The 23665-nt window shown below is 71.8% G+C and carries 20 protein-coding genes; 13 read left to right on the top strand and 7 right to left on the bottom strand.

Annotation, left to right across the window (positions count from 1 at the left end; translation table 11 throughout):
* The first annotated feature begins 113 nt into the window (after nt 1-113).
* The 4 genes from ACFE7W_RS18805 to ACFE7W_RS18790 are packed head-to-tail and all read left to right on the top strand — an operon-like array spanning nt 114 to nt 3184.
* Nucleotides 114-491 carry a lycopene cyclase domain-containing protein gene (locus tag ACFE7W_RS18805; protein ID WP_375426361.1) on the top strand — a complete coding sequence of 126 codons (378 nt, stop codon included), beginning with the start codon at nt 114-116 and terminating at the stop codon, nt 489-491.
* On the top strand, nt 484-906 hold the full coding sequence (locus ACFE7W_RS18800; protein ID WP_375426360.1) for a lycopene cyclase domain-containing protein: 423 nt from the start codon (nt 484-486) through the stop codon (nt 904-906). The genes ACFE7W_RS18805 and ACFE7W_RS18800 overlap by 8 nt, the downstream gene beginning before the upstream one ends.
* Entirely contained in the window at nt 903-1640 is a 738-nt protein-coding gene (locus ACFE7W_RS18795; protein WP_375426359.1) for a class I SAM-dependent methyltransferase, read from the top strand. Before ACFE7W_RS18800 ends, ACFE7W_RS18795 begins: the two co-directional genes overlap by 4 nt.
* The gene (locus ACFE7W_RS18790; RefSeq protein WP_375426358.1) at nt 1637-3184 is read left to right on the top strand and encodes an FAD-dependent oxidoreductase; all 1548 of its coding nucleotides are present in this window, start codon (nt 1637-1639) and stop codon (nt 3182-3184) included. Before ACFE7W_RS18795 ends, ACFE7W_RS18790 begins: the two co-directional genes overlap by 4 nt.
* Before the next feature lie 61 nt (nt 3185-3245).
* Here ACFE7W_RS18790 and ACFE7W_RS18785 read toward each other — a convergent pair whose 3' ends face one another.
* The 6 genes from ACFE7W_RS18785 to idi all read right to left on the bottom strand — a co-directional run bounded on the left by ACFE7W_RS18785 (nt 3246) and on the right by idi (nt 9428).
* A complete protein-coding gene (locus ACFE7W_RS18785; RefSeq protein WP_375426357.1) occupies nt 3246-4034 on the bottom strand; it encodes a hypothetical protein in 789 nt (262 codons plus the stop codon).
* Nucleotides 4018-5091, bottom strand: a complete 1074-nt coding sequence (locus tag ACFE7W_RS18780; RefSeq protein ID WP_375426356.1) for a DUF5914 domain-containing protein — start codon at nt 5089-5091, stop codon at nt 4018-4020. Before ACFE7W_RS18780 ends, ACFE7W_RS18785 begins: the two co-directional genes overlap by 17 nt.
* A complete protein-coding gene (locus ACFE7W_RS18775; RefSeq protein ID WP_375426355.1) occupies nt 5069-6127 on the bottom strand; it encodes a phytoene/squalene synthase family protein in 1059 nt (352 codons plus the stop codon). Before ACFE7W_RS18775 ends, ACFE7W_RS18780 begins: the two co-directional genes overlap by 23 nt.
* The gene (gene crtI / locus ACFE7W_RS18770) at nt 6124-7611 is read right to left on the bottom strand and encodes a phytoene desaturase family protein (RefSeq protein ID WP_375426354.1); all 1488 of its coding nucleotides are present in this window, start codon (nt 7609-7611) and stop codon (nt 6124-6126) included. Before crtI ends, ACFE7W_RS18775 begins: the two co-directional genes overlap by 4 nt.
* A 19-nt stretch (nt 7612-7630) precedes the next feature.
* Nucleotides 7631-8791, bottom strand: coding sequence for a polyprenyl synthetase family protein (locus ACFE7W_RS18765; protein WP_375426353.1), 1161 nt, complete (start codon nt 8789-8791; stop codon nt 7631-7633).
* Nucleotides 8792-8879: 88 nt separating this feature from the next.
* Nucleotides 8880-9428, bottom strand: coding sequence for an isopentenyl-diphosphate Delta-isomerase (idi, locus tag ACFE7W_RS18760; protein WP_375426352.1), 549 nt, complete (start codon nt 9426-9428; stop codon nt 8880-8882).
* Nucleotides 9429-9782: 354 nt separating this feature from the next.
* On the opposite strand from idi, the gene ACFE7W_RS18755 reads away from it, so the two are divergent.
* The 7 genes from ACFE7W_RS18755 to ACFE7W_RS18725 all read left to right on the top strand — a co-directional run bounded on the left by ACFE7W_RS18755 (nt 9783) and on the right by ACFE7W_RS18725 (nt 17315).
* Nucleotides 9783-10616: a CDP-alcohol phosphatidyltransferase family protein gene (locus ACFE7W_RS18755; RefSeq protein ID WP_375426351.1), complete on the top strand. Its 834-nt coding sequence runs from the start codon at nt 9783-9785 to the stop codon at nt 10614-10616.
* A gap of 23 nt (nt 10617-10639) precedes the next feature.
* Nucleotides 10640-11818, top strand: a complete 1179-nt coding sequence (locus ACFE7W_RS18750; RefSeq protein WP_375426350.1) for a DUF1972 domain-containing protein — start codon at nt 10640-10642, stop codon at nt 11816-11818.
* A complete protein-coding gene (locus ACFE7W_RS18745; RefSeq protein ID WP_375426349.1) occupies nt 11815-13023 on the top strand; it encodes a glycosyltransferase family 4 protein in 1209 nt (402 codons plus the stop codon). Before ACFE7W_RS18750 ends, ACFE7W_RS18745 begins: the two co-directional genes overlap by 4 nt.
* A 121-nt stretch (nt 13024-13144) precedes the next feature.
* Nucleotides 13145-13516 (top strand): adenylyltransferase/cytidyltransferase family protein, encoded by a 372-nt coding sequence (locus ACFE7W_RS18740; protein WP_375426348.1) that lies wholly within the window; start codon nt 13145-13147, stop codon nt 13514-13516.
* Complete coding sequence (locus ACFE7W_RS18735) at nt 13513-13938, top strand: adenylyltransferase/cytidyltransferase family protein (protein WP_375426347.1); 426 nt, start codon at nt 13513-13515, stop codon at nt 13936-13938. Before ACFE7W_RS18740 ends, ACFE7W_RS18735 begins: the two co-directional genes overlap by 4 nt.
* Before the next feature lie 237 nt (nt 13939-14175).
* Nucleotides 14176-16725 (top strand): right-handed parallel beta-helix repeat-containing protein, encoded by a 2550-nt coding sequence (locus ACFE7W_RS18730; protein ID WP_375426346.1) that lies wholly within the window; start codon nt 14176-14178, stop codon nt 16723-16725.
* Between the two features lie 296 nt (nt 16726-17021).
* Entirely contained in the window at nt 17022-17315 is a 294-nt protein-coding gene (locus ACFE7W_RS18725) for a hypothetical protein (RefSeq protein WP_375426345.1), read from the top strand.
* Nucleotides 17316-17340: 25 nt separating this feature from the next.
* Here the strand turns inward: ACFE7W_RS18725 and ACFE7W_RS18720 are convergent, their stop codons facing one another.
* On the bottom strand, nt 17341-18705 hold the full coding sequence (locus ACFE7W_RS18720; RefSeq protein ID WP_375426344.1) for a polysaccharide biosynthesis tyrosine autokinase: 1365 nt from the start codon (nt 18703-18705) through the stop codon (nt 17341-17343).
* Nucleotides 18706-18885: 180 nt separating this feature from the next.
* On the opposite strand from ACFE7W_RS18720, the gene ACFE7W_RS18715 reads away from it, so the two are divergent.
* The gene (locus ACFE7W_RS18715) at nt 18886-19809 is read left to right on the top strand and encodes a glycosyltransferase family 2 protein (RefSeq protein WP_375426343.1); all 924 of its coding nucleotides are present in this window, start codon (nt 18886-18888) and stop codon (nt 19807-19809) included.
* A 159-nt stretch (nt 19810-19968) separates the two neighbouring features.
* Nucleotides 19969-23665: PKD domain-containing protein (locus tag ACFE7W_RS18710; RefSeq protein ID WP_375426342.1), on the top strand; the 3697-nt coding region annotated here is incomplete at its 3' end.

Below are 23665 nucleotides of genomic sequence, written 5' to 3'. Positions count from 1 at the left end.
CCGGGCGCACGGGGGCCGGCGGGGCGTGCGAGGCGACCCCAGCTTGAGGTCGCCGCTGTGCTGGCCGGGTCTAAGGGCTGGGAGCGGTGACCTAAAGTGGGCCGGCGCTCACGGTGACGAAAGGCAGGTGCGAGATCGACCGCTACCAGTACCTGCTGCTGATGGCCGGCTGCCTCGTGGTCACGCTGCCGCTGGAGCTCGTGCTCCGCGCGCGGGTCTACCGCCGGCTGCCCACGCTGCTCTGGGCCCTGGTCCCGGTCGTGCTCGTCTTCTCCGTCTGGGACATCGGCGGCATCCTGCGCCAGCACTGGACCTACAACCCACGCTTCGTCACCGGCATCCACCTGGTACTCGGGATGCCGTTGGAGGAGCTGACGTTCTTCGTCGTGGTGCCGATCTGCGGGCTGCTCAGCTACGAGGCCGTCGGCCGGGTGCTGGTCCTCACCCGGACCCTGGCCGGACGGCGCTCGGAACGGCGGGCCCGTGCTTGACTCGACCCCGTTCCTGGGCATCCCCGAGTACACGCTGCTGACCGTCGTCGCGGTCGTCGCGGTGGTCGTGCTGGAGATCGCCTGGGCCCGGACCGGCATCTTCCGGACGGCCCAGTACTGGATCACCATGGTGATCGTCTTCGCGTTCCAGGTCCCCGTGGACGGGTGGCTGACCAAGCTGAGCGACCCGATCGTCATCTACAACGAGCGCCAGACGAGCGGCCTGCGGCTGCCCTGGGACATCCCGGTGGAGGACTTCGGCTTCGGGTTCGCCATGGTGACCCTGGCGATCCTGCTGTGGCGACGCCGGCTGGACCGGACCGCCGCAGCGGAGCGCTCACGGCAGACTGTGCCGCACGGTGCCGAGGACGTCCCCGGCTCACCGGAGCAGGAAGAAGCGAGGGTCAGACCATGATCACCACCGAGGAGGTCCCGCTGGCCTTCGACGAGGCCGCGCCGAGCTACGACTGGCTGGTGGCCCGCAACCCCGGCTACCACGCGCACCTCGCCTCCGCGGCCGAGGCGCTGCTCACGGCACTCCCCGAGGGCTCGAAGGCCCGCGTGGTCGACCTCGGCTGCGGCTCCGGCGCCTCTACCCGGGCGCTGCTCGACACCGGCGACCGGGCCGGCCGGACCCTCGAGATCACCGGCGTCGACGCCTCCCGCGGGATGCTGGACGAAGCGACGGACAAGGTCTGGCCGCGCGGGGTCCGGTTCGAGCACGGTCTGGCCCAGGAGCTCGGCGCCCGGGCCGAGGAGCTCGGGCTCGCCGGCGGGGTCGACGGCGTGCTGGCGGCCTACCTGTTCCGCAACGTCAGCGAGCGCGACGAGGTGCTCGAGGACGTCCACCGGCTGCTCGTACCCGGCGGGGTGCTGGTGGTGCAGGAATACTCGGTGGCGCACTCGCGGGCCGCCGACCTGGTCTGGTCGCTGGTCTGCTGGCTGGTCGTCATCCCGCTGAGCTGGCTCACCTCCCGTCAGACCCGTCTCTACCGCTACCTGTGGCAGAGCGTCCGCGGCTTCGACTCGGTCCAGGTCTTCGTGGACCGCCTCTACCGCGCGGGCTACGTCGACGTCGAGGTGCGCACGGCACCCGGCTGGCAGCGCGGCATCCTGCACACGTTCCGCGCCGGCAAGCCGGTGCGATGACGGGCACCTTCGGCGACTGGCAGCCGGGTCGTGACCCCCGGGCCGTCCGGCACCCGGCGTCGGCCGGGTCCCGTCGCAGCGACGGCAGCCGGCCGGTGCTGGTGGCGGGCGGCGGCATCGCGGGTCTGGCCGCGGCGACCGGGCTGGCCGAGCGCGGGGTGCCGGTGACCCTGGTCGAGGCGCAGCCCCAGCTCGGCGGCCGGGTCCGCGCGTGGCCCGTTCAGCACGACGAGGTTTCCGGCGTCACCATGAGCCGCGGCTTCCACGCCTTCTTCCGGCAGTACTACAACCTGCGCGCCCTGTTGCGGCGGACCGACCCGGCGCTGGACCGGCTGATGCCGCTGGAGGACTACCCGCTGGTGCTGTCGGGCGGGCACCGCGACTCCTTCGCCACCCTGCCGCGGACGCCACCGCTGTCGGTCGCCGCCTTCGTGGCGCAGAGCCCGTCCTTCACCCTGGCCGACCTGGCCAAGGTCGACATCCCGGCCGCGCTCGAGCTGCTGGACGTCGACTTCCCGGCCACCTTCTCCCGCTACGACGGCGAGAGCGCGGCCGACTTCCTCGACCGGCTGCGCTTCCCCGAGGGGGCCCGGCACCTGGCGCTGGAGGTGTTCGCGCGCAGCTTCTTCGCCCACCCGTCCGAGTTCGCGGCCGGTGAGCTGGTGGCCATGTTCCACACCTACTTCACCGGCTCGGCCGAGGGACTGCTGTTCGACGTCCCGCGCGACGACTACGACACCGCGCTCTGGGCGCCGCTGGGCCGCTACCTGTACGGGCTGGGCGTGCAGGTGCGCACCTCGGAGACGGTCGAGTCCGTGTCCGAGGGCATCGACGGGCGGCTGAGCGTGGCCCTCGGCTCGGGTGAGCAGGGCTCCTACGCCGGGGTGGTCGTGGCCACCGACCCCTGGACGACGCGCCGGCTGGTCGCCGGCTCGGGCCTGGTCGCCGGGCCGGACGCCGACCGTGTCGCCGCCACCCGGAACGCCCCGCCGTTCGCGGTCTGGCGGCTCTGGCTGGACCGGCGGGCGGCGGCTGAGCGGTCGCCGTTCCTGGGCACCAGCGGCTTCGGTCCGCTGGACAACGTGTCGCTGCTCGAACGCTTCGAGGACGGCGCCCGACGCTGGTCCGAGGCCACCGGCGGCTCCGTCGTCGAGCTGCACGCCTACGCGCTCACCGGCGAGGTGGACGTCGCGGGCGTCCAGGCCGAGCTGCTCTACCAGCTGCACGTGCTCTACCCCGAGCTCACCGACGCCGGAATCACCGCTGACGAGTGGCTGCTCACCGAGGACTGCCCGCTGGCCGGGACGGCGCCCTGGCAGCTACGGCCGGAGGTCACCACTGCCGACCCGCGCCTCGTGCTGGCCGGGGACGGCATCCGCTGCGACTATCCCGTCGCCCTGATGGAGCGCGCCGCCACCACCGGTCTGCTGGCCGCCAACGCCCTGCTCGCCCGCGAAGGCGTGGCCGGTCACGACCTGTGGACAGTTCCGATGCGTAGCCGGCACGCCGTCGCCGGTCGCCTCCGCCGGCTGCTCGCCGGCTGAGCGGTTCACCGGAGGGCCGCCTCCGCGTGGGTGCGGGCCTCGGCTCGCCGTCGCGCCGGTCTCAGCTGATCTGGACGGGACGTAGCTGGTTCACCAGCAGGGCGAGGCCGGTGCCGGCGGCCCACAGCGCCAGTCCCAGGACGCAGAGGATCGCGCCGCGGACCTGGATCGTCGGCGGCAGGGCACGCGCGTGCCGCAGGATCAGGCGGGGCAGGGCGGCCACCGGGTCGGCGGCGGTCAGCAGCGCGTAGGGCAGGCCCATGCAGACCAGCCAGCGTCCGGTCGGACGCAGCGCGTGCCGCTCCTCCCAGCGCTCGCGCCAGGGGCGGGTGGCCACCGGCAGCAGCACCGAGAGCAGGTTGCCGACCCCGAGCCAGGTCAGGATCGGGAGCAGCACCCCGGGCAGGGTGAGGGTCAGGCGGTAGTCGGCCTCGTGGGTCACCGTGATGACCGCGGTGGCGATCAGCGTCGGCCCGCCGACCAGCGCGAGCAGGGTGAGGTTCTTGACCACCAGGATCCGGCCCAGCGAGACGTGCTGCGCCAAGCCGGCGCGGACCCGGGCGGCGTCGGCGCCGAGGATGTTCGTGGTCGTGACGTCGGCCAGGATCCAGACGGCGAAGTAGCTGCCGACGATGATCGCCCAGTCCTGGTGGGGCCTGCCCGAGAGTGGCCACACCACCAGCCAGAGCAGGGACAGCACGAGGTTGAACGCAACCCCGTTCAGCCACGGCCACGGAGGCTGGAAGAACCACACCACCTCGTGCCGCACCTGGGTGAGCAGCCCCTGCCCACGGTCCAGCGGTGGCGTTCGCTGGACCACCCCGGCAACCCACTCAGCCAGGGAACTCACCGCGCTGCCGGAGGTCGTAGCGCCGCTCGGCGTAGTCGAGGTCGTCCACCCACAGTTGACGGGCGGTGCGCTTGATCATGGGTTTCAACACCGGGGCCAGCCAGCGCGCGGCGGCGAACCCCGGACGGTCGGAGTAGGCGATCGTCGCCTCCGTGATCATGGTCAGCGGCCGACCCTCGGCGTCGGGGCCCAGCGGGGTCGCGTGGGTCTCGACCACGCTGCCCGTGCCCTCGCCCTCGACGATCCGCATCACGATCGTCCGGGTGTCGGGGCAGCTGAACTCCGCACGCACGGGGACGCCCCAGGTCCGGCTCAGCCGGAAGGTCACGTCGACCACCATCGTGTGCTCGTCGCTCGCGGCGTCGTCGACCACCAGGTGGCTGAACGCGTACGGGTGGAACCACGACCCGTGCCAGGGGTCGAGTCGGTTGGCGATCACGTCCGGCGGCTCGCAGATCCCCGGCTGGGCGATCACCGCGCTGACCGAGCCGAGCTGGGGCGGCCGCGGGGGCAGCGACGGCCGCTCGGTGGGTTCCTCGCCCGCGGTCGGCAGCCGGATCCAGACCAGCACACCGTCGTCGTAGGCGCGATAGGGGCTCCAGCCGGGCTGCGGCGCGTCGTCGAAGGCCAGGCCGTGCCAGCGGCAGTACATCGTGCCCTCGATGACCGGGCAGCGGTCCATCAGCGCGCCGAGGTGCGGGCAGGCGCCCGGCCCGGCCAGGAGCCGCTCCGCCCCGTCACGCCACAGGACGATCTCGCGGCCGGCGATGGTCCGGGCAACCGACTCGCGGCGGCCGACGTCCTCGCTGGCCCCGGCGACGAACCAGCCGCCGGAGTTCTGCGCCTGGGAGACCGCGAGGGCCGCGGCGATCCGGCGGGGCTTCGCCAGCCGCCACGTCGACAGCATCCGGTCCTCGTGCGGCTGGGGCACCCGCGAGATAGGGATTCGGGACCGGACGGCCGCCGGCATCGGCAGGCCGGGGACCAGGGAGTCCTCGGCCGCCTCTTGACCCGTGGCCTGTCGGGCGGTGCGGTCAGCGGGCGTCCGTAGCGACATGCTCGGCGCTCCTCTCGATCTGGGGTCCGGTCGAGGCCGCACCCACCGTCGCGGACGAGCGGGGTGGGCCGGCCACCATGATCCGCGCGGCCGTGACAGCCTTGCGCCAGGTGGGCACCCGCACCCGGGTGGAGAAGACGTCGTAGTCGGCGGCCTCGATCCGGTCGAGGATCCGGGCGTACAGCACCCGGGCGGCACCGACGCAGCGGGCCGACCGCCCGGGCAGCAGGGCGATGCCCGTGTCGGCAAGCCGGTACAGCTCACGGTTGCGCTCGATCTCGAAGGCCAGGCAGTCCTTCCACTCCGGGCCCGCCCGCCGAGCTGCTCTGCCGGCGGGGGGGACGACCCCCCCGGACCCCCCCGCGACAGGCGAGAGGTCGACCCCGAACCGCCGCAGGTCCTCCTGCGGCACGTAGACCCGGCCCCGGTCGAGGTCCTCGTCGACGTCGCGCAGGAAGTTGGTGAGCTGGAAGGCCAGCCCCAGGGCGCGGGCGGGCTCGTAGGCCATCGGGCTGGTGGGCTCCAGGACCGGCAGCATCATCTCCCCGATGACCGCGGCCGAGCCCTCCATGTAGCCGCAGAGGTCGGCCCAGGTCTCATACGTCGTGGTGGTCAGGTCCATGGCCATCGCGCCGAAGAAGCGGTCGAAGCACTCCGGGGCAATCTGGCACTCCACGACGGTCTCGACCACGGCGGCCATCACCGGGTCGTCACCGCCGTAGGCGCCGGCCTGCCGCTCGGTCAGCGCGGTCCGGAACTGGCCGGCGAACGCCTCGAGCGCGGCGGCCGTGGCCGTGGTGTCGCCCCGGTCGATGACGGCCTGGTCGTCCACGATGTCGTCGGCCAGCCGGCACAGGGCATAGACCGCGTACACGTGCTTGCGTCGGGCACGCGGCAGCAGGGCCGCTCCCCAGTAGTAGGTGGTGCCGTACTCCCAGGTGAGCCTGCCGCAGCGCTTGTACCCCTCGCGAAGCAGCTCGGGTCGCCCCTCGGCAGGCTCGGAGATCGGGGTGGGCCGCTTCCGCGCGAGCTTCATCGGCGGTCCGGCAGGTAGGCCGCCACCCGCTGGGCGGCGAGCTTGCCCGAGATCAGCACCATCGGCACTCCCACGCCGGGAACGGTACCGGAGCCGGCGAAGAACATGCCGGGCAGCTTCTTCTCGACGTTCGGCGGCCGGAAGGGGCCGGTCTGCGGGAAGGTGTGAGCCAGCGCGAAGGGGGTGCCGGCGGCCATGCCCTGCCGCTGCCACTCGACCGGGTCCACCAGCTCCTCGGTCACGATCTCGGTCGGGTAGCCCTGCTCACCCAGAAAGGCGTGCAGCCGGTCCCGCATCGCCGGGGCTTCCTGCGTCCAGTCGATCTTGCCGCCGGAGAGGTTCGGCACGGGCTCCAGCACGAAGAGCGACGAGCTCCCCTCCGGTGCGGCGTCGGGGGCGTCGAGCGAGGCGATGGTGACCATCCGGGACGGATCCGGCATCAGCTCGCCGCGGTCCAGCAGGTGCTCGAACGCGGTGTCCCACTCGGACCCGAAGTGGATGTTGTGGTGGGCGACGGGGGCTTCGGGCACGCCCCGGACGCCGACGTGCCAGACGACGCAGGAGGGGGAGTAGTCACCCTTGCCCGGTCGGGCCGCGCGCGGCGGGGCCAGGTCGGGCAGCAGCTGCTCGTAGGCCACCGGCGTGTCCAGCGTGCAGACCACCGCGTCGGCGGCGACCATACCGCCGCCGGCCAGCCGGACGCCGGCGACCCGTCCGGTGGGGGAGCGCAGCACCGACTCGACCGACTCGCCGTACCGGAACTGGACGCCGGCCTTCTCCGCCGCCTGGGCGAGGGCGAGCGGCACGGCGTGCATCCCGGCCTCGGGGAAGAAGACGCCCTCGATGCTGTCCATGTAGGTGATGACGGCGTAGAGGGCGAGGGCCTTCTCCGGGGCCAGTCCCGCGTACATGGCCTGGAAGCTGAAGATCCGGTGCAGTCGTGGGTCGCGGAAGTGCGAGCGGACGGCGGGGCCCAGCCGGCGGAACGCGCCCAGCTGGACCAGCTTGGCGGCGGCCAGCGGGTTCTTGAGCAGCCCCAGCGGGGAGTCGAAGTTGGTGTCGATGAAGTTCGGCATCTCGACGACGTAGAGCTTGCGAAGCCACTCGACGAAGCCCTCGAAGGCGGCGGCCTCGACGCTGCCGCAGGTCTCGGCGATCTCCTGCCGCATCGCCTCGCGGTGGCCACGGACCATGATCGTGCTGCCGTCGGCGTAGACCGCCCGGTACGCCGGATCGAGCCGCTTCAGCGGTCCGAGGGCCGACAGGTCGCTGCCCACCGCCCGCAGCACGTCGGCGATCAGGTCGGGCATGGTCAGCACGCTGGGCCCGGTGTCGAAGGTGAAGCCGTCGCGCTGCAGCAACCCGGAACGACCGCCCGGGATGTCCTCCCGTTCGACCACGGTGACCTCGAAGCCCTGGCCCGCCAGGTGGCAGGCCGTCGAGAGCCCGGCCAGCCCGGCACCGATGACGACGACCTCGTTCACGACCAGCTCCTCGTACTCCTCAACGGTCCCGCCAGGCTATCCGATGGGCCATCTGGGTCAGTCCGGCTGCGCCCTGGGGATCGAGGCCGGCGCCGTCGAGCAGCTCCACCGCGGTGTGCACGTGGCCGCTGATCCGCGACTCCACGGCGTCGACCACCCCACCGGCCTGCAGCGCGTCCTGGAGGAACGTGACGTCGGCCGGGCTCAGCTCCGGCGTCCCCACCCGGTCCAGCACGTCGCGCGCCGGCCCCTGCAGCAGCTCGTGGGCCAGGGCGAGGATCACCGTCGGCTTGCCCGAGAGCAGGTCGTCGCCCGCGGGCTTGCCGGTCCGGGCCGGGTCGCCCCAGACCCCGAGCAGGTCATCGCGGAGGGCGAAGGCCTCGCCCACCTCGCTTCCGTACGCGGCGAGCACCCGGACCGTCGCGTCGTCGGCCTGGGCGGCCACGGCGCCGAGCTGCAACGGACGCCACACGGTGTAGCAGCCGGACTTCATCTGGGCGACCTGCCGGGCGTGCTCGAGGTCTCGGCGGCCCGCCGCGCTGCCGATCACGTCCCGGCTCTGGCCCCGGACCAGCTCGATCACCAGCACCCGCCAGATGCGGCGCAGGTCGGCCGGCAGGGAGGCCACCAGGTGGTCGGCCTCGGCGTGGGCGAGATCGCCGACCAGCACGGCGATGCTCTCACCGAACCGGCTGGCGCTGCCCTGGCCGCCGCTGTGCAGGTGCAGCTGGGCGGCGAGGGTGTGCACCGAGGGCTGACCACGTCGCGAGGTCGACTCGTCCATCACGTCGTCGTGGATCAGAGCGAAGATGTGCAGCAGCTCCAGGGCGGTCGCCACCTGCAGCAGGTCGTCGAAGCCGCGCTCGTCACGCCGGCCGCCCGCCACCACCCAACCCCAGAAGGCCATGCTCGGGCGGATCCGCTTGCCGCCCACCCCGGTCAGGCCACGGACCAGCTCGGGCAGGTCGCGGTCGCTCAGGATGTCGACCGAGGGGTCGCTGCCCGCGGGAGCGACCTCGTCGGACCAGATCCGCTGCAGGTCGGTCACGACCTCGGCGAGCCGGACGTCCACGAGGGCGAGGAACTCCTCGTTCAGCTCCCGGGCCCGGCGGGTCGGCAGGGCGACCACACTCGGACCGCGTCGGCGGGCTCCCCGGCCCACCACGGACGGCTGACTCACCGGGCTGTCCGCTCGAGGAGGGGACCTGACCTCGTCGGGGCCTTCGAACCCTGGACCGGCTCAACAGCGGCCAGGCTCAGGGCGCTGGTCACCGAAGCGCAGCCAGCGCGGTCACCTGCAGGACCGCCCACGGGCTGAAGACGTACGGCGTCGCCGCCACTGAACTCACGATGTCCTGCCATGGCCCCCACTTCCAGTCCATCACTTCAGCGGGATTCGCGAGCGGGTCGGCGTCCGGATGCAGGGTCCGGGCGCTGAACACGGGACAGATCTCGTTCTCCATCACCCCGCTCGCGTCGACGGCGGTGTAGGCGAAGTCCGGCAGCACGCAGGTCAGCTCGGCCAGCTCCATGCCCAGCTCCTGTCCCACCCGGCGGCGGACGGCGTCCTCGGCCTGCTCGCCGGGCTGGGGGTGCCCGCAGCAGGTGTTGGTCCAGACTCCCGGCCAGGTCCGCTTGTCCAGGGCCCGGCGGGTCAGCAGCAGCCGGTCGTCAGCGTCGAAGAGATAGAGGGAGAAGGCCAGGTGGAGCGGCGTGCTGGTGCCGTGCACCTCGGACTTGAGGCTCGTCCCTACCGGCTCGCCGGAGTCGGCCAGCAGCACGACCCGCTCCTCGGCGAACTCCACGGACGTGGTCACCGGCGGGCCGGATCCGGGTGGGAACGGCGAGGGAAACGCATGGCGTCACTGTACTGAGGGGCTGGCCGGGCCTCCGTCGCGACGTGAGGGGACGGACGCCCGGCTCGGCGTCCCCGCCTGAACGGCGGGTCGAAGCGTCGCCCGAGGAGCGGATCGAGCAGCCGGCAGCCGCCGTTCCGGGTGAAAGGTCACATTCAGATTTCGGAATTCAGTCGGGGCGGCGGACATGTCCTAGGATGACGCGAAAGCGTTGCCGGTGCGGGCGGACGCGAATACACCCACATCTGGTACTGCTCGAATGCGTCGCGGGGGCCGCAAGCAGCAAAGGGAGTCAGGTCTCATGTCAGCGCATTCGTGGTCGACGCCTTTGTCGTCGGCTTTCTCCGGCTGCACGGCACCGCGTTGAGCGCGAGCGCCGGCGTGGGACCCGCTCGCGGCTTCGGCCGCTCGCTGAGCCAGCTACGTGACGCGCAGAAGTCGAGCAAGGGCGCCCCGCCGTACTCGCTGTTCATCAACCGGCCGCTCGGTCGGATCCTCGCCGCGGCCGCGCACCAGCTGGGCATGACCCCCAACCAGGTCACCTACGTCAGCGCTGCGTGCACCTTCGGCGGGCTGCTCGTGCTGGGGCTCGGACCGGCGGGCTGGTGGAGCGGCCTCGCCGTCGCCGCCCTCCTGGTCCTGGGGTACGCGTTCGACTCCGCCGACGGTCAGCTCGCCCGGCTGCGGGGCGGCGGCAGCCTGCTCGGTGAGTGGCTCGACCACATGATCGACTCGGCCAAGGTCGTGTCGCTGCACCTGGTGGTGCTGGTCGCCTTCTACCGGCACTTCGATCTCGCCACCGGCTGGCTGCTGGTGCCGCTGGCCTTCTCGGTCGTCTCCGGTGTCCACTTCTTCGGGATGATCCTGGTCGAGCTGCTCGGTCGGGCCCGGCGCGCCGCCGCCGGCCTGCCGGCTCCGCCGAAGGAGTCGGCCGAGCTAAGCAAGACCTTGCTCAAGCTGCCCACCGACTACGGCGTCCTCTGCCTGGTCTTCGTGCTGCTGGGCGCCCACACCCTCTTCCTGGGGGTCTACACCTTCCTGGCCGTCGCGACGGCCGGGTACACGCTGCTGGTGGTCCGCAAGTGGCGGCGTGACGTGGTGGCGCTGGACGAGCTGGCGGTCCCCGTGGCCGTGGCGGCAACCCGATGACCCCCCGCAGGAGGAGCGCGCCCATGAAGATCGCCCTGATCGGCACCCGTGGGGTCCCGGCCCGCTACGGCGGCTTCGAGACCTGCGTCGAGGAGGTCGGGCAGCGGCTGGCCGGCGTCGGCCACGCCGTCACCGTGTACTGCCGCCCGGACGAGAACGACTCTGGCGCCCCGATGACCGACTACCTCGGGATGTCGCTCGTCCAGCTGCCGGTCGTGCGCAAGCGCTCGCTCGAGACGCTGGCGCACACCACGCTCTCGGTGCTGCACCGCTCGATCGCGGGCACCGACGCAGCCATCGTCTTCAACGCCGCCAACGCGCCCCTGCTGCCCGTCGTCAAGGCCCGCCGGGTCCCGGTGGCCACCCACGTCGACGGCCTGGAGTGGCGCCGGGGCAAGTGGGGACCGACCGGCCAGCGCTACTACCGCGCCGCCGAGTCCCTGGCCGTGCGCTGGTCGGACGCGCTGATCGCCGACGCGCAGGGCATCGCGGACTACTACACCGACGAGTTCGGTGCCGATACCGAGCTGATCGCCTACGGGGCGCCCATCCTGCGCAACCCCGGGGTCGACCGGGTCCGCGAGCTGGGCTTCGAGCCCGGGCGCTACCACCTCGTCGTCGCCCGCTTCGAGCCCGAGAACCACGTCCTGGAGATCATCCGGGGCTACGTCGCCAGCACCGCCACGCTGCCGCTGGTCGTCGTCGGTTCGGCGCCCTACGCCGACGAGTACACCGCGAGCCTGCGCGCCGCGGCCGACGGCCGGGTGCACCTGGTCGGCGGCCTCTGGGACACCGACCAGGTCAACCAGCTGTACGCGAACGCGCTCACCTACCTGCACGGCCACTCCGTGGGCGGCACGAACCCCTCGCTGCTGCGGGCGGCGGGCGCCGGCACGTTCACGATCGCCCACGACAACGTCTTCAACCGCGAGGTGCTGGCCGAGGACGCGGAGTACTTCGCCGGTCCGGCCGACGTCGCCCGGCTGGTCGTCGACGCCGAGAGCGACCCCGAGCGCGCTGCCGCTCGCGGCCGGGAGCTGCAGAGCGACATCCAGCGCTACAACTGGGACGACGTCGCCACCCGTTATGAGACCCTGTGCCGTCGGCTCAGCCTGCACGACTTCGGTCCGCGCCCCTCGGGCCGCCGCTCCGGGGTCGGCATCCGGGTGGTCGAGCCGGTTCGGGAGCCCGTCCGCACGTGACGTCGCCGGTCAGTACCCGCGGTCCCGTCCTGGTCGTCCACCCGTCGCCGGACCTCTACGGGGCCGACCTGCAGATGCTGCAGACGGTCGTCGCGCTGGTCGAGCAGGGACGGCGCGTCGTCGTGGCCCTGCCCGCAGACGGCCCCCTGGTCGCCCGGATCCGCGCCGTCGGTGCCGAGGTCCGGTTCGTCGCCTTCCCCGTGCTGAGCAAGGGTCAGGCCAACGCCAAGGGGTTGCCGCTGCTCGCGGTGCGCGCCGTGGCCACCCTGGCGCGCGGGACCCAGCTGCTGCGCGAGCTGCAGCCCGAGGTGCTGCTGGTCAACACCGTGACGCTGCCGTGGTGGCTGCTGGTGGGCCGGCTCGGGCGGGTGCCCACCGTCGGCTACCTGCACGAGGCCGAGACCGACTCCCGCCGGATCGTGCGACGGGCGCTGGTGCTGCCACTCCGGCTCACCCACGCGGTCCTGGTGATCAGCCGGGCCGCGCTGGCCGCGATGACCGACGTCGAGCCCGCGCTGGCCGAGCGCGCCCGGCTGGTCTACAACGGCGTCCCCGGCCCGCCGACCGAGCCCGGTCCACCGCCCCGTGGCACCCCGTACCGCTTCGTGGTCGTCGGCCGGCTCTCGCCCCGGAAGGCTCCGGACGTCGCGCTGGAGGCCGTGGCGCTGGTGCGAGCCCACGGTCACGAGGTCGAGCTCGAGGTCGCCGGCACCACGTTCGAGGGCTACGAGTGGTACGAGGACCAGCTGCGCGCCCGGGCCGCGGAGCCCGACCTCGCAGGCGCCGTGACCTTCTCGGGCTACTGCTCACCGATCTGGCCGGCCCTGGAGCGCAACCACCACGTGCTCGCCCCCTCGTTGCGGGAGCCCTTCGGCAACGCCGTGGTCGAGGCCCAGCTGGCGGGACGGCCGGTGGTCGCTGCCGCGTCGCTCGGCCACCTGGAGAGCGTGACCGACGGCGAGACCGGGCTGCTCGTGCCGGCCGGTGACGCGGCCGCCATGGCCGCGGCGATGGAACGGCTGGTCGCCGACCCCGAGCTGGCGCGCCGGCTGGCCGACCGGGCGCGCAGAGAGGCCGAGCGGCGCTTCTCGGTCGCCCGTTACCGGCGGGAGATCGTGGAGGTCGTCGACGCCGTGGCAGAGGGGCGTCAGGCCGTCGGTTACCGTCCCGCACCGCCGCAGACCACCAGTTCCCCGAGCCTGTGATGTCAGGCTCATTCGCCGCCGATTCGACCCGCCGTCACGACGAGGCCATTAGCATTCGTCGCGTTGACGGGGAATGTGATGAGTCCCCGTCCAATCTCTTCCTCATTTCCGGGAGTTCCTGATGGTGGTCGGCTACCTGCTGGGCACGTTCGACATGCTCAACATCGCTGATCTCGACGTCATCGCCCAGGCCCGCTCGCGGTCCTCGCGCCTCGTGCTCGGGGTGCACACCGACGAGGCGGCGCGGCTGCTGGCCGGCCTGCCGCCCGTGGTCCCGCTCGAGGAGCGCCTGACCCTGCTGCGGCACGTACGGGGCGTCGACGAGGTCGTGGTCCACGAGCAGACCGAGGCCGCCGCCTCGGCTGCCGCCGTCTTCACCGTCCGCGCCGACGACGGCGGGCCGGACGCCGAGCTGCTGACCCCCCGGCGGGTCTCGACGAGCGCGGTGCTGCGACGTGCGCTGGAGCCCGGCGCGGCCGAGGACGTGGCGTGACCGCCGTCGAGCAGGTCGTCGGCTACGTGCCCGGCGCCTGGGACATGTTCCACATCGGGCACCTGAACATCCTGCTGCGGGCCCGCGAGCACTGCGACCGGCTGATCGTGGGCGTGGTCACCGACGAGGCCCTGTACGCCGCGAAGGCCAAGTACCCGGTCATCCCGCTCGACGAGCGGATGGAGGTGGTCGCCGCCCTCGACATCGTCGACGAGGTGACCACGGACTTCTCCAGCAACAAGCTCGAGGTCTGGGAGCGCGTCGGCTTCGACGTGTTGTTCAAGGGCGACGACTGGCGCGGCACGGCCAAGGGCGACAAGCTCGAGGTCGACATGGCCTCGGTGGGCGTCGGCGTGCACTACTTCCCCTACACCGCCCACACCTCCAGCACCCTGCTCCGCTCGCTGCTCTCCGAGCGCTGACGCGGCGGTCCCTGCCCGCCGTCACCGGAGGCCGGACGGTGTTCGACGTCTCGGGGTCAACGTCTCGAGTTCAACGTCTCTAGTTCAACGTCTCAGGGACGACGTCCCGGGGTCGACGTCTCGTTGTGATTCCGATACCCGCTCCGGGGCTCGTTCCCCGGTTTCGCTCACGACTGCCCTGATACCGTTCCTGCCGTGCAGCCCGCTCCTGGGCCGCCAACAGGGGGAGTCGCACGCGTGGCGTCGGTCAGAACGCTCCCCTGGGCCACCCGGATCGGGGTCGCTGCAGGGGTCCTGTTGCTGCTGGTGCTCGTCGGGGTCGTGGTGGCGAACCAGCGGCAGGACCGCAACGCGCCCGCAGACGCGGTGCCGAGCTACGCGGCCGGCCGCGTCGTCGCCTCGGACACCTTCGACCGTGGGGTCGGCACCGGTTGGGGCGAGGCCGACACCGGCGGCCCCTACGACGTGACCGTGCCGGCCGACTTCTCGGTCGAGAACGGCGTCGGGGTGGTGACCCTGCCCCGGCCGGGTGCGGCCCGGCTGGCCACTCTCAGCTCGGTCCGGACCCGGGACCTGATGACGACGTTCGACATCCTCGCGCCGAAGCCGGTGAGCCGGGGCAGCGGGGTCTACGTCGGCCTGCAGCTGCGGACCAACGGCGGCTACTTCTACCGGGTGGTCCTGCGCTTCAGCCCTGACCGGCGCGTCTTCGGCTCGATCGCCCGGTACAACGGCGGCGAGGACCAGCGGGTCGAGCTGTTGGGAGAGCACACGGTCGGACGCGGGGTGAAGCAGGGTCAGCGGATGACGGTCGCGGTCTCGCTGACCGGCACCGACCCGGTGCAGTTCAGCACCGTCATCCGGTCCGGCTCGGCCAAGCCGGTACAGCTCACCGCGACCGACAGCGGCGCGTCACGGCTGGTCGCCGGCGGTCCGCTGGCGTTCTGGACCTACGTCGCCGGCAGCTCCGACGCCAACCGTCAGGTGGGCATCGACAACCTCAACGTCCGTCAGCTCGCGACGGGGGCCGGCGGCGGCGCGACCGACGGCACCGGCTCGATGGGCGAGCCGGCGGCGGTGCCGACGGCCGAGCAGTCCGTCCCCCCGGCGCCGGAGCCCGCAGCCTACGGCGCGCCGCCGCTCGGGACCACGAGCTACCCGGTGCCGATCGGCGCGGTCTTCGCCAGCCCGACCGGCCGCGCGATGGCCACCGGTACCGAGACCGACCCGTTCGACACGATCCAGGCGGCGGTGGACGCGGCGCCCGACGGGGCGACCGTCGTGGCCCGCCGCGGCAGCTACCACGAGAGCGTGCTGCTGCCGATCGCCAAGGTCGTCCACCTGCAGTCCTACCCCGGAGAGAAGGTGTGGCTCGAGGGCGCCGGCGTGGTACGCGGCTGGCGCCAGGTCGGAGACCGGTGGGAGGTCCCCTGGACCCACCACTTCGACGCCAGTCCGACGTACACGAAAGGTGCGAAGGACGGGAAGACGGCAGGCTGGCGCTTCGTCGACCCCCGTCACCCGCTGGCGGCGCATCCCGACCAGGTCTGGGTGGACGGCCGCCGGCTGACCCAGGTGAGCAGCCGCAGCAAGGTCGACGCGGACAGCTTCTTCGTCGACGAGAGCGGCGGCCGGTTGGTCATCGGCACCGATCCCGACGGGGCGGAGGTGCGGGCGAGCACCCTGAGCAAGGGCCTGACCATCGTCGGCGCCGGTGACACGGTCCGCGGCATCGGCGTCCGTCGGTACGCGACGTCGGTCTGGCAGCTGGGCGCCGCGACGGTCAACAACGCAGGGGTGACGGTGGAGGACATGGTCTTCCTCGACAACGCCACCACCGGCCTGTCGGTCTTCGCGGCCGACGTCACGCTGAACCGGCTCACCTCCTCCGGCAACGGCCTGATGGGCTTCCACGCCAACCAGGCCGACGGGCTCGAGGCGACCGACCTCGCCGCCCTCGACAACAACCGCGAGCACTTCAACCGCACTCCCGCCGCCGGGGGCATGAAGCTGACCGCCTCACGCCACGTGAGCATCACCGACAGCGAGTTCTCCGACAACGAGGGCCACGGCCTCTGGTTCGACGTCGCCTGCTACGACGTGGACCTGGCCGGCAGCCGGGCCGAGCGCAACACCGGCAGCGGGATCGTGCTGGAGATCTCGAGCCACGTCCGGGTGGTCGACAACCTCGCCCTCGACAACGGCCTGAACGGACTCTGGGTGATCGACACCGACCAGGTCGAGGTGGCGAACAACACCTTCGCCCGCAACGAGGGCGCCAACCTGGTGCTGGTCACCGACGGCCGGACGACCAGCCGGCCCGGGCTCAGCAGCGGTGACCCGCGCCGTCCGGACGACCCGGAAATGGTCTGGCAGAGCCGTCAGGTCGAGGTGTACGACAACGTGCTGGCCGATGGCGGCAGCTGTGTGGTCTGCGTCGTCGACTACACCGGTCGGCTGAGCGGCGCCGAGCTGCAGCTGCGGTTCGACCACAACTACTACCAGCAGCCGGCCGCCGGGGTCGCCTTCGCGAGCTGGCCCTCGGGCAAGCCGGGTCCGGCGCTCAGCTACGCCGACGCGGCCACCTACCGCGACGCCACCGGACAGGACCAGGCCAGCCGGGTCGCCCCGGTCGCTGCCCGACCCGCGGTCGCCCGCTCGGGTGAGCTGAGCCCGGCCGTGAACGAGGCCGCAGCCGAGGTCGCAGAGGGGCTCAGCGGGACCGCGGCGGCCGCCTCGGACGGCGAGGCGGGCCTGCGTCAGCTCGGCGCCTGGAGCGTCGGCTAGCCAGGAGAGGTTCAGTGTCCCGCTCGCGGTGAGGCAGGCCGACCCGTCGCATCTCGTGCTGGGGCCTCGCGACGCCCAGGCACGCACCTCGCCGCGTTCTCCTCGTCGTGCGACGACCCGAGAGCCTCTCCTCGTCGGCCGTGCAATGCACGCACCTCTGCGCCGCCGGACCATGAGAATCAGCCGCGACAGATTGCTGGTGGAAGGTGGACCGGTCCGGTCACAGCTCGGTCACCTCCTGGGCGGGAACGACCACGAACGCCGTGAGACCGCGGATCTCGGGCTACGGTCTCGGCGTGACCGAACAGCTCTCCCTGCAGCAGCAGCCCGTCAGCCAGCCCGACCACCTTGCGCCCAGCGAGCGGCAGCCGCCTGCGACCGCCCCGGCCGGGCGACCGGCCTACTTCCTGCAGTCCTGGCTCGCGACCGGCGCGCTCGTCGTCCTCGCCGTGGTCGCGCTCGTCTGGACCGTGGAGCTGGTCCGCATCCAACAAGACGTCCACGACACGAGCATCGTGGTGCAGTCGCAGGCCAAGACGCTCGCCGCGGCGCTCAAGACCGCGTTCAGCCAGTTCGGCGCGGGCGGCTGATCGCCGTTCCGCGAGTCGGGCCGCCCTACCGCTTGGCGGCCCGGCGGCCCGGGGTCCGGGGGTAGCTGGTCTTGACCATCTCGTGCGGGGCGACCTCGTTCAGCACGACACCCACGACCTTGAGGCCGGCGGTGCCCGCGGTGTTCAGCCCGTCGGTCAGCTGGTGGCGCCGCACCGTGGTGGCGTCGGCGACCATGAGGGCGCCGTCGACCTGGCTGCGCAGCGCGGTCACGTCGGCGGCGGCCAGCAGGGCCGGGCTGTCGATGACGACGAAGTCGTAGCGCTCGCGCAAACCGGTCACCAGGGTGGCCAGCGCGGGCGAGGAGAGCAGCTCGGTCGGGTTGTCGTGGGTGCCGCCCGTGGTGAGCACGTCGAAGCCGCCGCGCTCCACCCGCTGGATGCTGCTGTCGGTGCTGGCCGGGTCGGCCACGGCGCCCAGCAGTCCGGTGGCCGACGTGGCGCCGGTCAGCTGGGCGACCCGGGAGCTGCGCAGGTCGGCGTCGACGAGGACGCAGGTGTGCCCCGCCTCGGCCAGTGCGGCGGCGAGGTTGGCCGCGATGGTGGAGCGGCCCTCCTTGCGCACCGAGGACGTGACTGCCAGCGCGTAGCTCGGCCGGCCCAGCGCCAGCTGCTCCACGTTGGAGCGGAGGTGGCGCACGTCCTCCGCGCTCGCGCTCTGGCCGTCACTGACGACGACGAGACCACCCTTGCCCAGGTTGCCCGCCTGCCGGACCGTGCCCAGCAGCGGCTCCTCGGTCACCGCGGCCAGCGCGTCGGGGGTCCGGACCCGGCTGTCCAGCCGGCTGCGCAGCAGCACGATGCCGCAGGCCAGCAGCAACCCGATCAGCAGGCCCAGCGCGGTGTCGCGGCGACCGTTGGGCGAGGACTGGACGGTCGGCGGGATCGCGGTCTGGATCGACTGCACGGTCACCAGCGACTTGCCGTTGGGCAGCTTCGGCCCAACCGAGTCGACGGCGTTGCTCAGCTGGCTGCCGATCGCGTTCGCGATCGCGGCGGCTCGGGCCGGGTCCGGGTCGACGGCGTTGATCTGCATCACGACGGTGTTGCGCGGCGTGGTCACCGTGATGGTGCGCGAGAGCTGTTTGACCGTCGTCTGCAGGCCGAGGTCGTCGATCACCGGGTTGAGGACCGATGGCGAGGTGGCGAGCTGGCCGAACGAGGGCATCTGGTCCAGCACGTAGTTCGAACCCTGGGCCAGCTCGGCCGCGGACTGGCCGACGCTGATCGTGAAGTACTCCGAGGTCGTCGCGGTGTACTGCGCCTCACGGGTGCTGGACACGGCGTAGACGCCGGCGCCGACGAGCAGGGTCACCAAGATGATGAACAGCCAGTGCCTCAGCAGCAGCCGGAGGGTGGAGGCCAGGTTCATGACGGGGGAGCACCTCTCGAGCGGAAGGTCCGTTGGGGAGATCCGGGACGGGGCGGCCAGGACCGAGTCCACCCAGGACCCGTCCCCGGTGCCGTCGGCTATGGTAATCGATCTGACCGGCTCGGCTGGCCGCTGAGGCCCGGCCACGCGCAACCATCCGGAGGACCGTTGAACCCCCCCGTGCCTGTCTCGGTCGTCATCGGGGTGCTCACCTACCGCCGGACCCAGCAGCTGCAGAGCCTGCTGCCGCAGCTGGTGGCCCAGGCCGAGGAGCTCGATGCCTCCGGCCGCTACCGGACCGAGGTGGTGGTGGTTGACAACGACCCGGACGCCGGTGCCGCGGCGGTGGTGGCGTCGCTGGCCCCTCGGGTCCGGCACGTCCACGAGGAGGTGCCGGGCATCGCGAACGGGCGCGCTCGCGCGGTCAGCGAGGCGCAGACGGCCGACGTGCTGGTGTTCATCGACGACGACGAGGAGCCGCGACCGGGCTGGCTCACCTCGCTGGTCGGCACCTGGGCCGAGCACGGTCGACCGGCGGGCGTGGTCGGCCGGGTGACCCCGACGTACGCCGGCACCACCGACCCGTGGATAGACGCGGGCGGCTTCTTCCGCCGCCGGCAGCACCCGACAGGGACGCCGGTGGCGGCCGCGTCGTCGGCGAACCTGCTGCTGGACCTGACCGCGCTCCGTGAGATGGGTCTCACCTTCGACCGCGGCCTCGGGCTGCGCGGCGGCGAGGACACCCTGCTCACCGAGTCCCTGACCCGCTCCGGACGCGTCCTGGTGTGGTGCGCGGAGGCCGAGGTCATCGACCACATCCCCCCGGAGCGGATGAACCGGAGGTGGGTGCTGCGCCGCGCGTACAGCCACGGCGCGGTCAGCAGCAGGGTCGCGGTCGGCTTCGCCGAGCGTCCCGGCACGCTCAGGCTGAGGCTCGCCGGGCTCGGGGCGGGCCGGGTGGTGGCTGGGCTCGGGCAGGCGGCGGTGGGTCGGCTCATGGGTCGGCTGGGGTGGCGGGCCCGAGGCTGGCGGCTGGCCTACCGCGGTTCCGGGATGCTCGTCGGAGCCCTCGGCCGTGACGTCACCGAATACCGCCGTCACTAGGAAGTTCGCCTTGTTCCCGATCCGCTGATCGATTTTGGGAACGGTTCGGTAACGGACGTTTGTGGGCCGTAGAAGTGTTCCCTAACCTACTGCTGCGGCGCTTCCACGGGGGTTGAGGAACCGCGTTCCATCAGCCATCTCACTCTCGGGGATCACTTCATGGCGTTCTCGCCTTCGCTCGTCCGGCGTGGCTTCACCAGCCTGCTGTCCACTGCTGTCCTGGCCGCCGGCCTGGTCGTCCTGGCCGACGCTCCGGCGTCCGCGGCCACCGACGCCGGCTACAACGTGGTGGACCGCAACTCCACCACCGGCGTCACCGCGGACGCGCTGCCCACGGCCCAGATCGACGGGGTGGCCTGGGACCAGGCCATCGTCGGCGACACCGTCTACGTGGGCGGCCAGTTCACCAACGTGCGCCCCGCGGGTGCGGCAGCCGGGGTCAGCACCAGCCCCCGCTCCAACCTGCTCTCCTACAACATCAAGACCGGCGTCTTCGACCCCGGCTTCGCCCCGACCGTCAACGGGCGGATCCGTGCGATGGCGGTCTCGCCGGACAAGTCGCGGCTCTACATCGTCGGCTCGTTCACCTCGGTCAACGGCCTCTCCCGCAGCCGGGTGGCGGCGTTCAACACCGCTGACGGCTCGCTGGTCTCCTCCTTCGCCCCGGTCGCCGGCTCCGACGTCTTCTCGATCGCGGTCAGCAACTCCGCCGTCTACCTCGGCGGCTACTTCACCACCATGAACGGCGTCGCCCGCACCCGGCTGGCCGCAGTCAGCCCGACCAACGGCTCGACGCTGGCCTGGGCGCCGACCGCGGACAGCACCGTGCAGGCGATGACGCTGACCCCGGACAAGTCGCGGCTGATCGTCGGCGGCGCCTTCGCCAACCTGAACGGCTCCACCGCGCCCGGCCTCGGCTCGCTCGACGCCTCGAACGCGGTGCTGTACCCGTTCGCCGCGAACACCGTGATCCAGGACTACGGCACGTCGGCCTCCATCTGGAGCCTGAAGGCCGACGACACCAACATCTACGGCACCGGCTACTGGTTCGGCGGCACCGGGAACTTTGAGGGCATGTTCGAGGCCGACCCGCTGAGCGGCGCCATCAAGACGATGGCCGACTGCCACGGCGACAGCTATGACGTCTCGCCGGCGAACGGGGTGATCTACACCGTCAGCCACTCCCACGACTGCACGAACATGAACGGCTTCCCCGACACCAACCCGCGCAACCGCTGGCAGCGGGCCAACGCGTACACGATGGACGCCACCACCACCACCGGGCCGAACAACGCGGGCGGCTACTACAGCTTCCAGGGCCAGCCCTCGTCCTCGATCATCAACTGGTACCCCGAGGTTGCGTCCGGCACCTACACCGGCCAGTCCCAGGGTGGCTGGACCACGGAGGCCACCAGCTCCTACGTCGTGCAGGGCGGTGAGTTCCCGACCGTGAACGGCACCGCCCAGCAGGGTCTGGTGCGGTTCGCCATCCCCTCCCTCGCCACCAACAAGCAGGGCCCGATCGGTAAGACCGCCGAGAGCGCCCCGTCGCTGCGCGGCATCTCCGGCACCTCGGTGCGCGTCTCCTGGCTCGCGAACTACGACCGGGACGACTCCAAGCTGACCTACAAGCTCTACCGCAGCGGGACCACCACCCCGATCGAGACCCGGACGGTCGCCTCGGAGTTCTGGAACCGGCCGACCCAGATCTTCACCGACACCGGTCTGACCAACGGCAAGTCCTACAGCTACTACGTGACCGCCACCGACGCGAGCGGCAACACCGCGAAGAGCGGCACGACCTCGATCACCACCGGCTCGGCCGTGGTGGACAACAGCGCGTACTCCCAGGCCGTCACCAACGACGGCGCCACCCACTACTGGCGTCTCAACGAGGCCGCCGGCCAGACCAAGTCGGTCGACTGGGTCGGGGGCAACGACCTGGTGCTCGGCGCCGGCGTCACCAACGGCGCGGCCGGAGCCATCGCCGGCTCGCCAGACACGGCGGCCACCTTCAGCGGCACCGACACCGGCGTGGCGGGTCAGACCTCCACCGAGACCGGCCCCAACACCTTCTCGGCCGAGGCGTGGTTCTCCACCACCTCGACCAGCGGCGGCAAGATCATCGGCTTCGGCGGCAACCAGACGACCGACAGCGGTAGCTATGACCGCCAGGTCTACCTCGACAACTCCGGCCACCTCACCTTCGGCGTCTACCCGAACGCGGTCCGGACCGTGACCACCAGCGGCACCTACAACGACGGCAAGTACCACCACGTCGTGGCCTCGCTCTCCAGCGCCGGCATGAAGCTCTACGTCGACGGCCTGCTGCAGGGCTCCGACCCGGGCACCACCTCCGCTCAGGCCTACACGGGCTACTGGCGGGTGGGCGGCGACAACCTCAACGGGTGGCCGGGCCAGCTGAGCAGCAACAAGCTCGCCGGCACCATCGACGACGTGGCGATCTACCCGACCGCGCTGACGCTGACCCAGATCCGTGACCACTACACCCGTAGCGGGCGCACCGTCGACCTGCCGCCGGCTCCGACCGACACGTACGGCAAGCAGGTCGTCGGAGACAGCCCGCTGTTCTTCTGGCGGCTGAACGAGACGAACGGCTCGACCGTGGCCGACGCCACCGAGAACAAGGTGGCGGGCAACGTCTACGGCGGCGTCACCCTGGGCACCAGCTCCGACGTCGCTCCCGGCACCTCCGCCGGTTTCGACGGCTCCACCGGCACGCTCGCCTCGGCGACCGCCTTCAACAACCCGACGACGTACTCCGAGGAGGTCTGGTTCAAGACCACGACCACCAACGGGGGCAAGCTGATCGGCTTCGGTGACCAGCAGAGCGGCTACTCGGGCAACTACGACCGGCACGTCTACATGGAGAACTCCGGCCAGCTCACCTACGGGGTCTGGACCGGCCAGGCCAACACGATCACCTCACCGACGGCCTACAACAACGGCACCTGGCACCACCTGGTGGCCACCCAGGACGGCACCGCCGGCATGAAGATGTACGTCGACGGCGTCCTGGTCGGCACGAACCCGCAGACCTCCAACCAGAGCTACAACGGCTACTGGCGGGTCGGCGGCGACACCTCCTGGGGTGGCAACAGCTCCTTCTTCAACGGGAACCTCGACGAGGCCGCGGTCTACGGCTACGCCCTGACCGCGACCCAGGTGAAGGCGCACTACAGCGCCTCTCCGGCGGCCGTCAACGCCGCCCCGGTGGCCTCCTTCACCACCTCGTGCACCGACGCCACCTGCTACGTCGACGGCTCGGCGAGCACCGACGACGGCTCCGTCGCCGGCTACGCCTGGGACTTCGGGGACGGGGGTTCGGCGACCGGGTCGACCGCGACGCACACCTACTCCACCTCGGGCACCTACACCGTGTCCCTGACCGTCACCGACGACAAGGGCGTCAAGACGACGACGACCAAGTCGGTCACCGCCACGGTCCCCGTGCCGAACCAGGCACCGACGGCCGCCTACACCTCCACCTGCACCGAGCTGGTGTGCGCCTTCGACTCCAGCACCAGCGCCGACGCCGACGGCACCATCGCTAGCTACGCCTGGACCTTCGGTGACGGAAACACCTCGGCCGAGCCCTCGCCGAGCCACACCTACGCCGCCAACGGCAGCTATACCGCCGCGCTGACGGTGACCGACAACAAGGGCGCCACCAACACGGTGACCCACACGGTGACCGTGGCCCGGAACAACGTCGCCCCGGTCGCGTCCTTCACCGCCAACCCGACCGGCCTCAAGGTCGCCGTGGACGGGTCGGCCTCAGCCGACTCCGACGGCACCGTGGCCTCCTACGCCTGGTCCTACGGCGACGGCGGCA

The organism is uncultured Friedmanniella sp. (genome assembly GCF_964244285.1).
GTDB lineage: Bacteria > Actinomycetota > Actinomycetes > Propionibacteriales > Propionibacteriaceae > Microlunatus.
The sequence above is the reverse complement of the archived record's forward strand: the minus strand, read 5'-3'. Positions and strand labels throughout refer to the sequence as shown.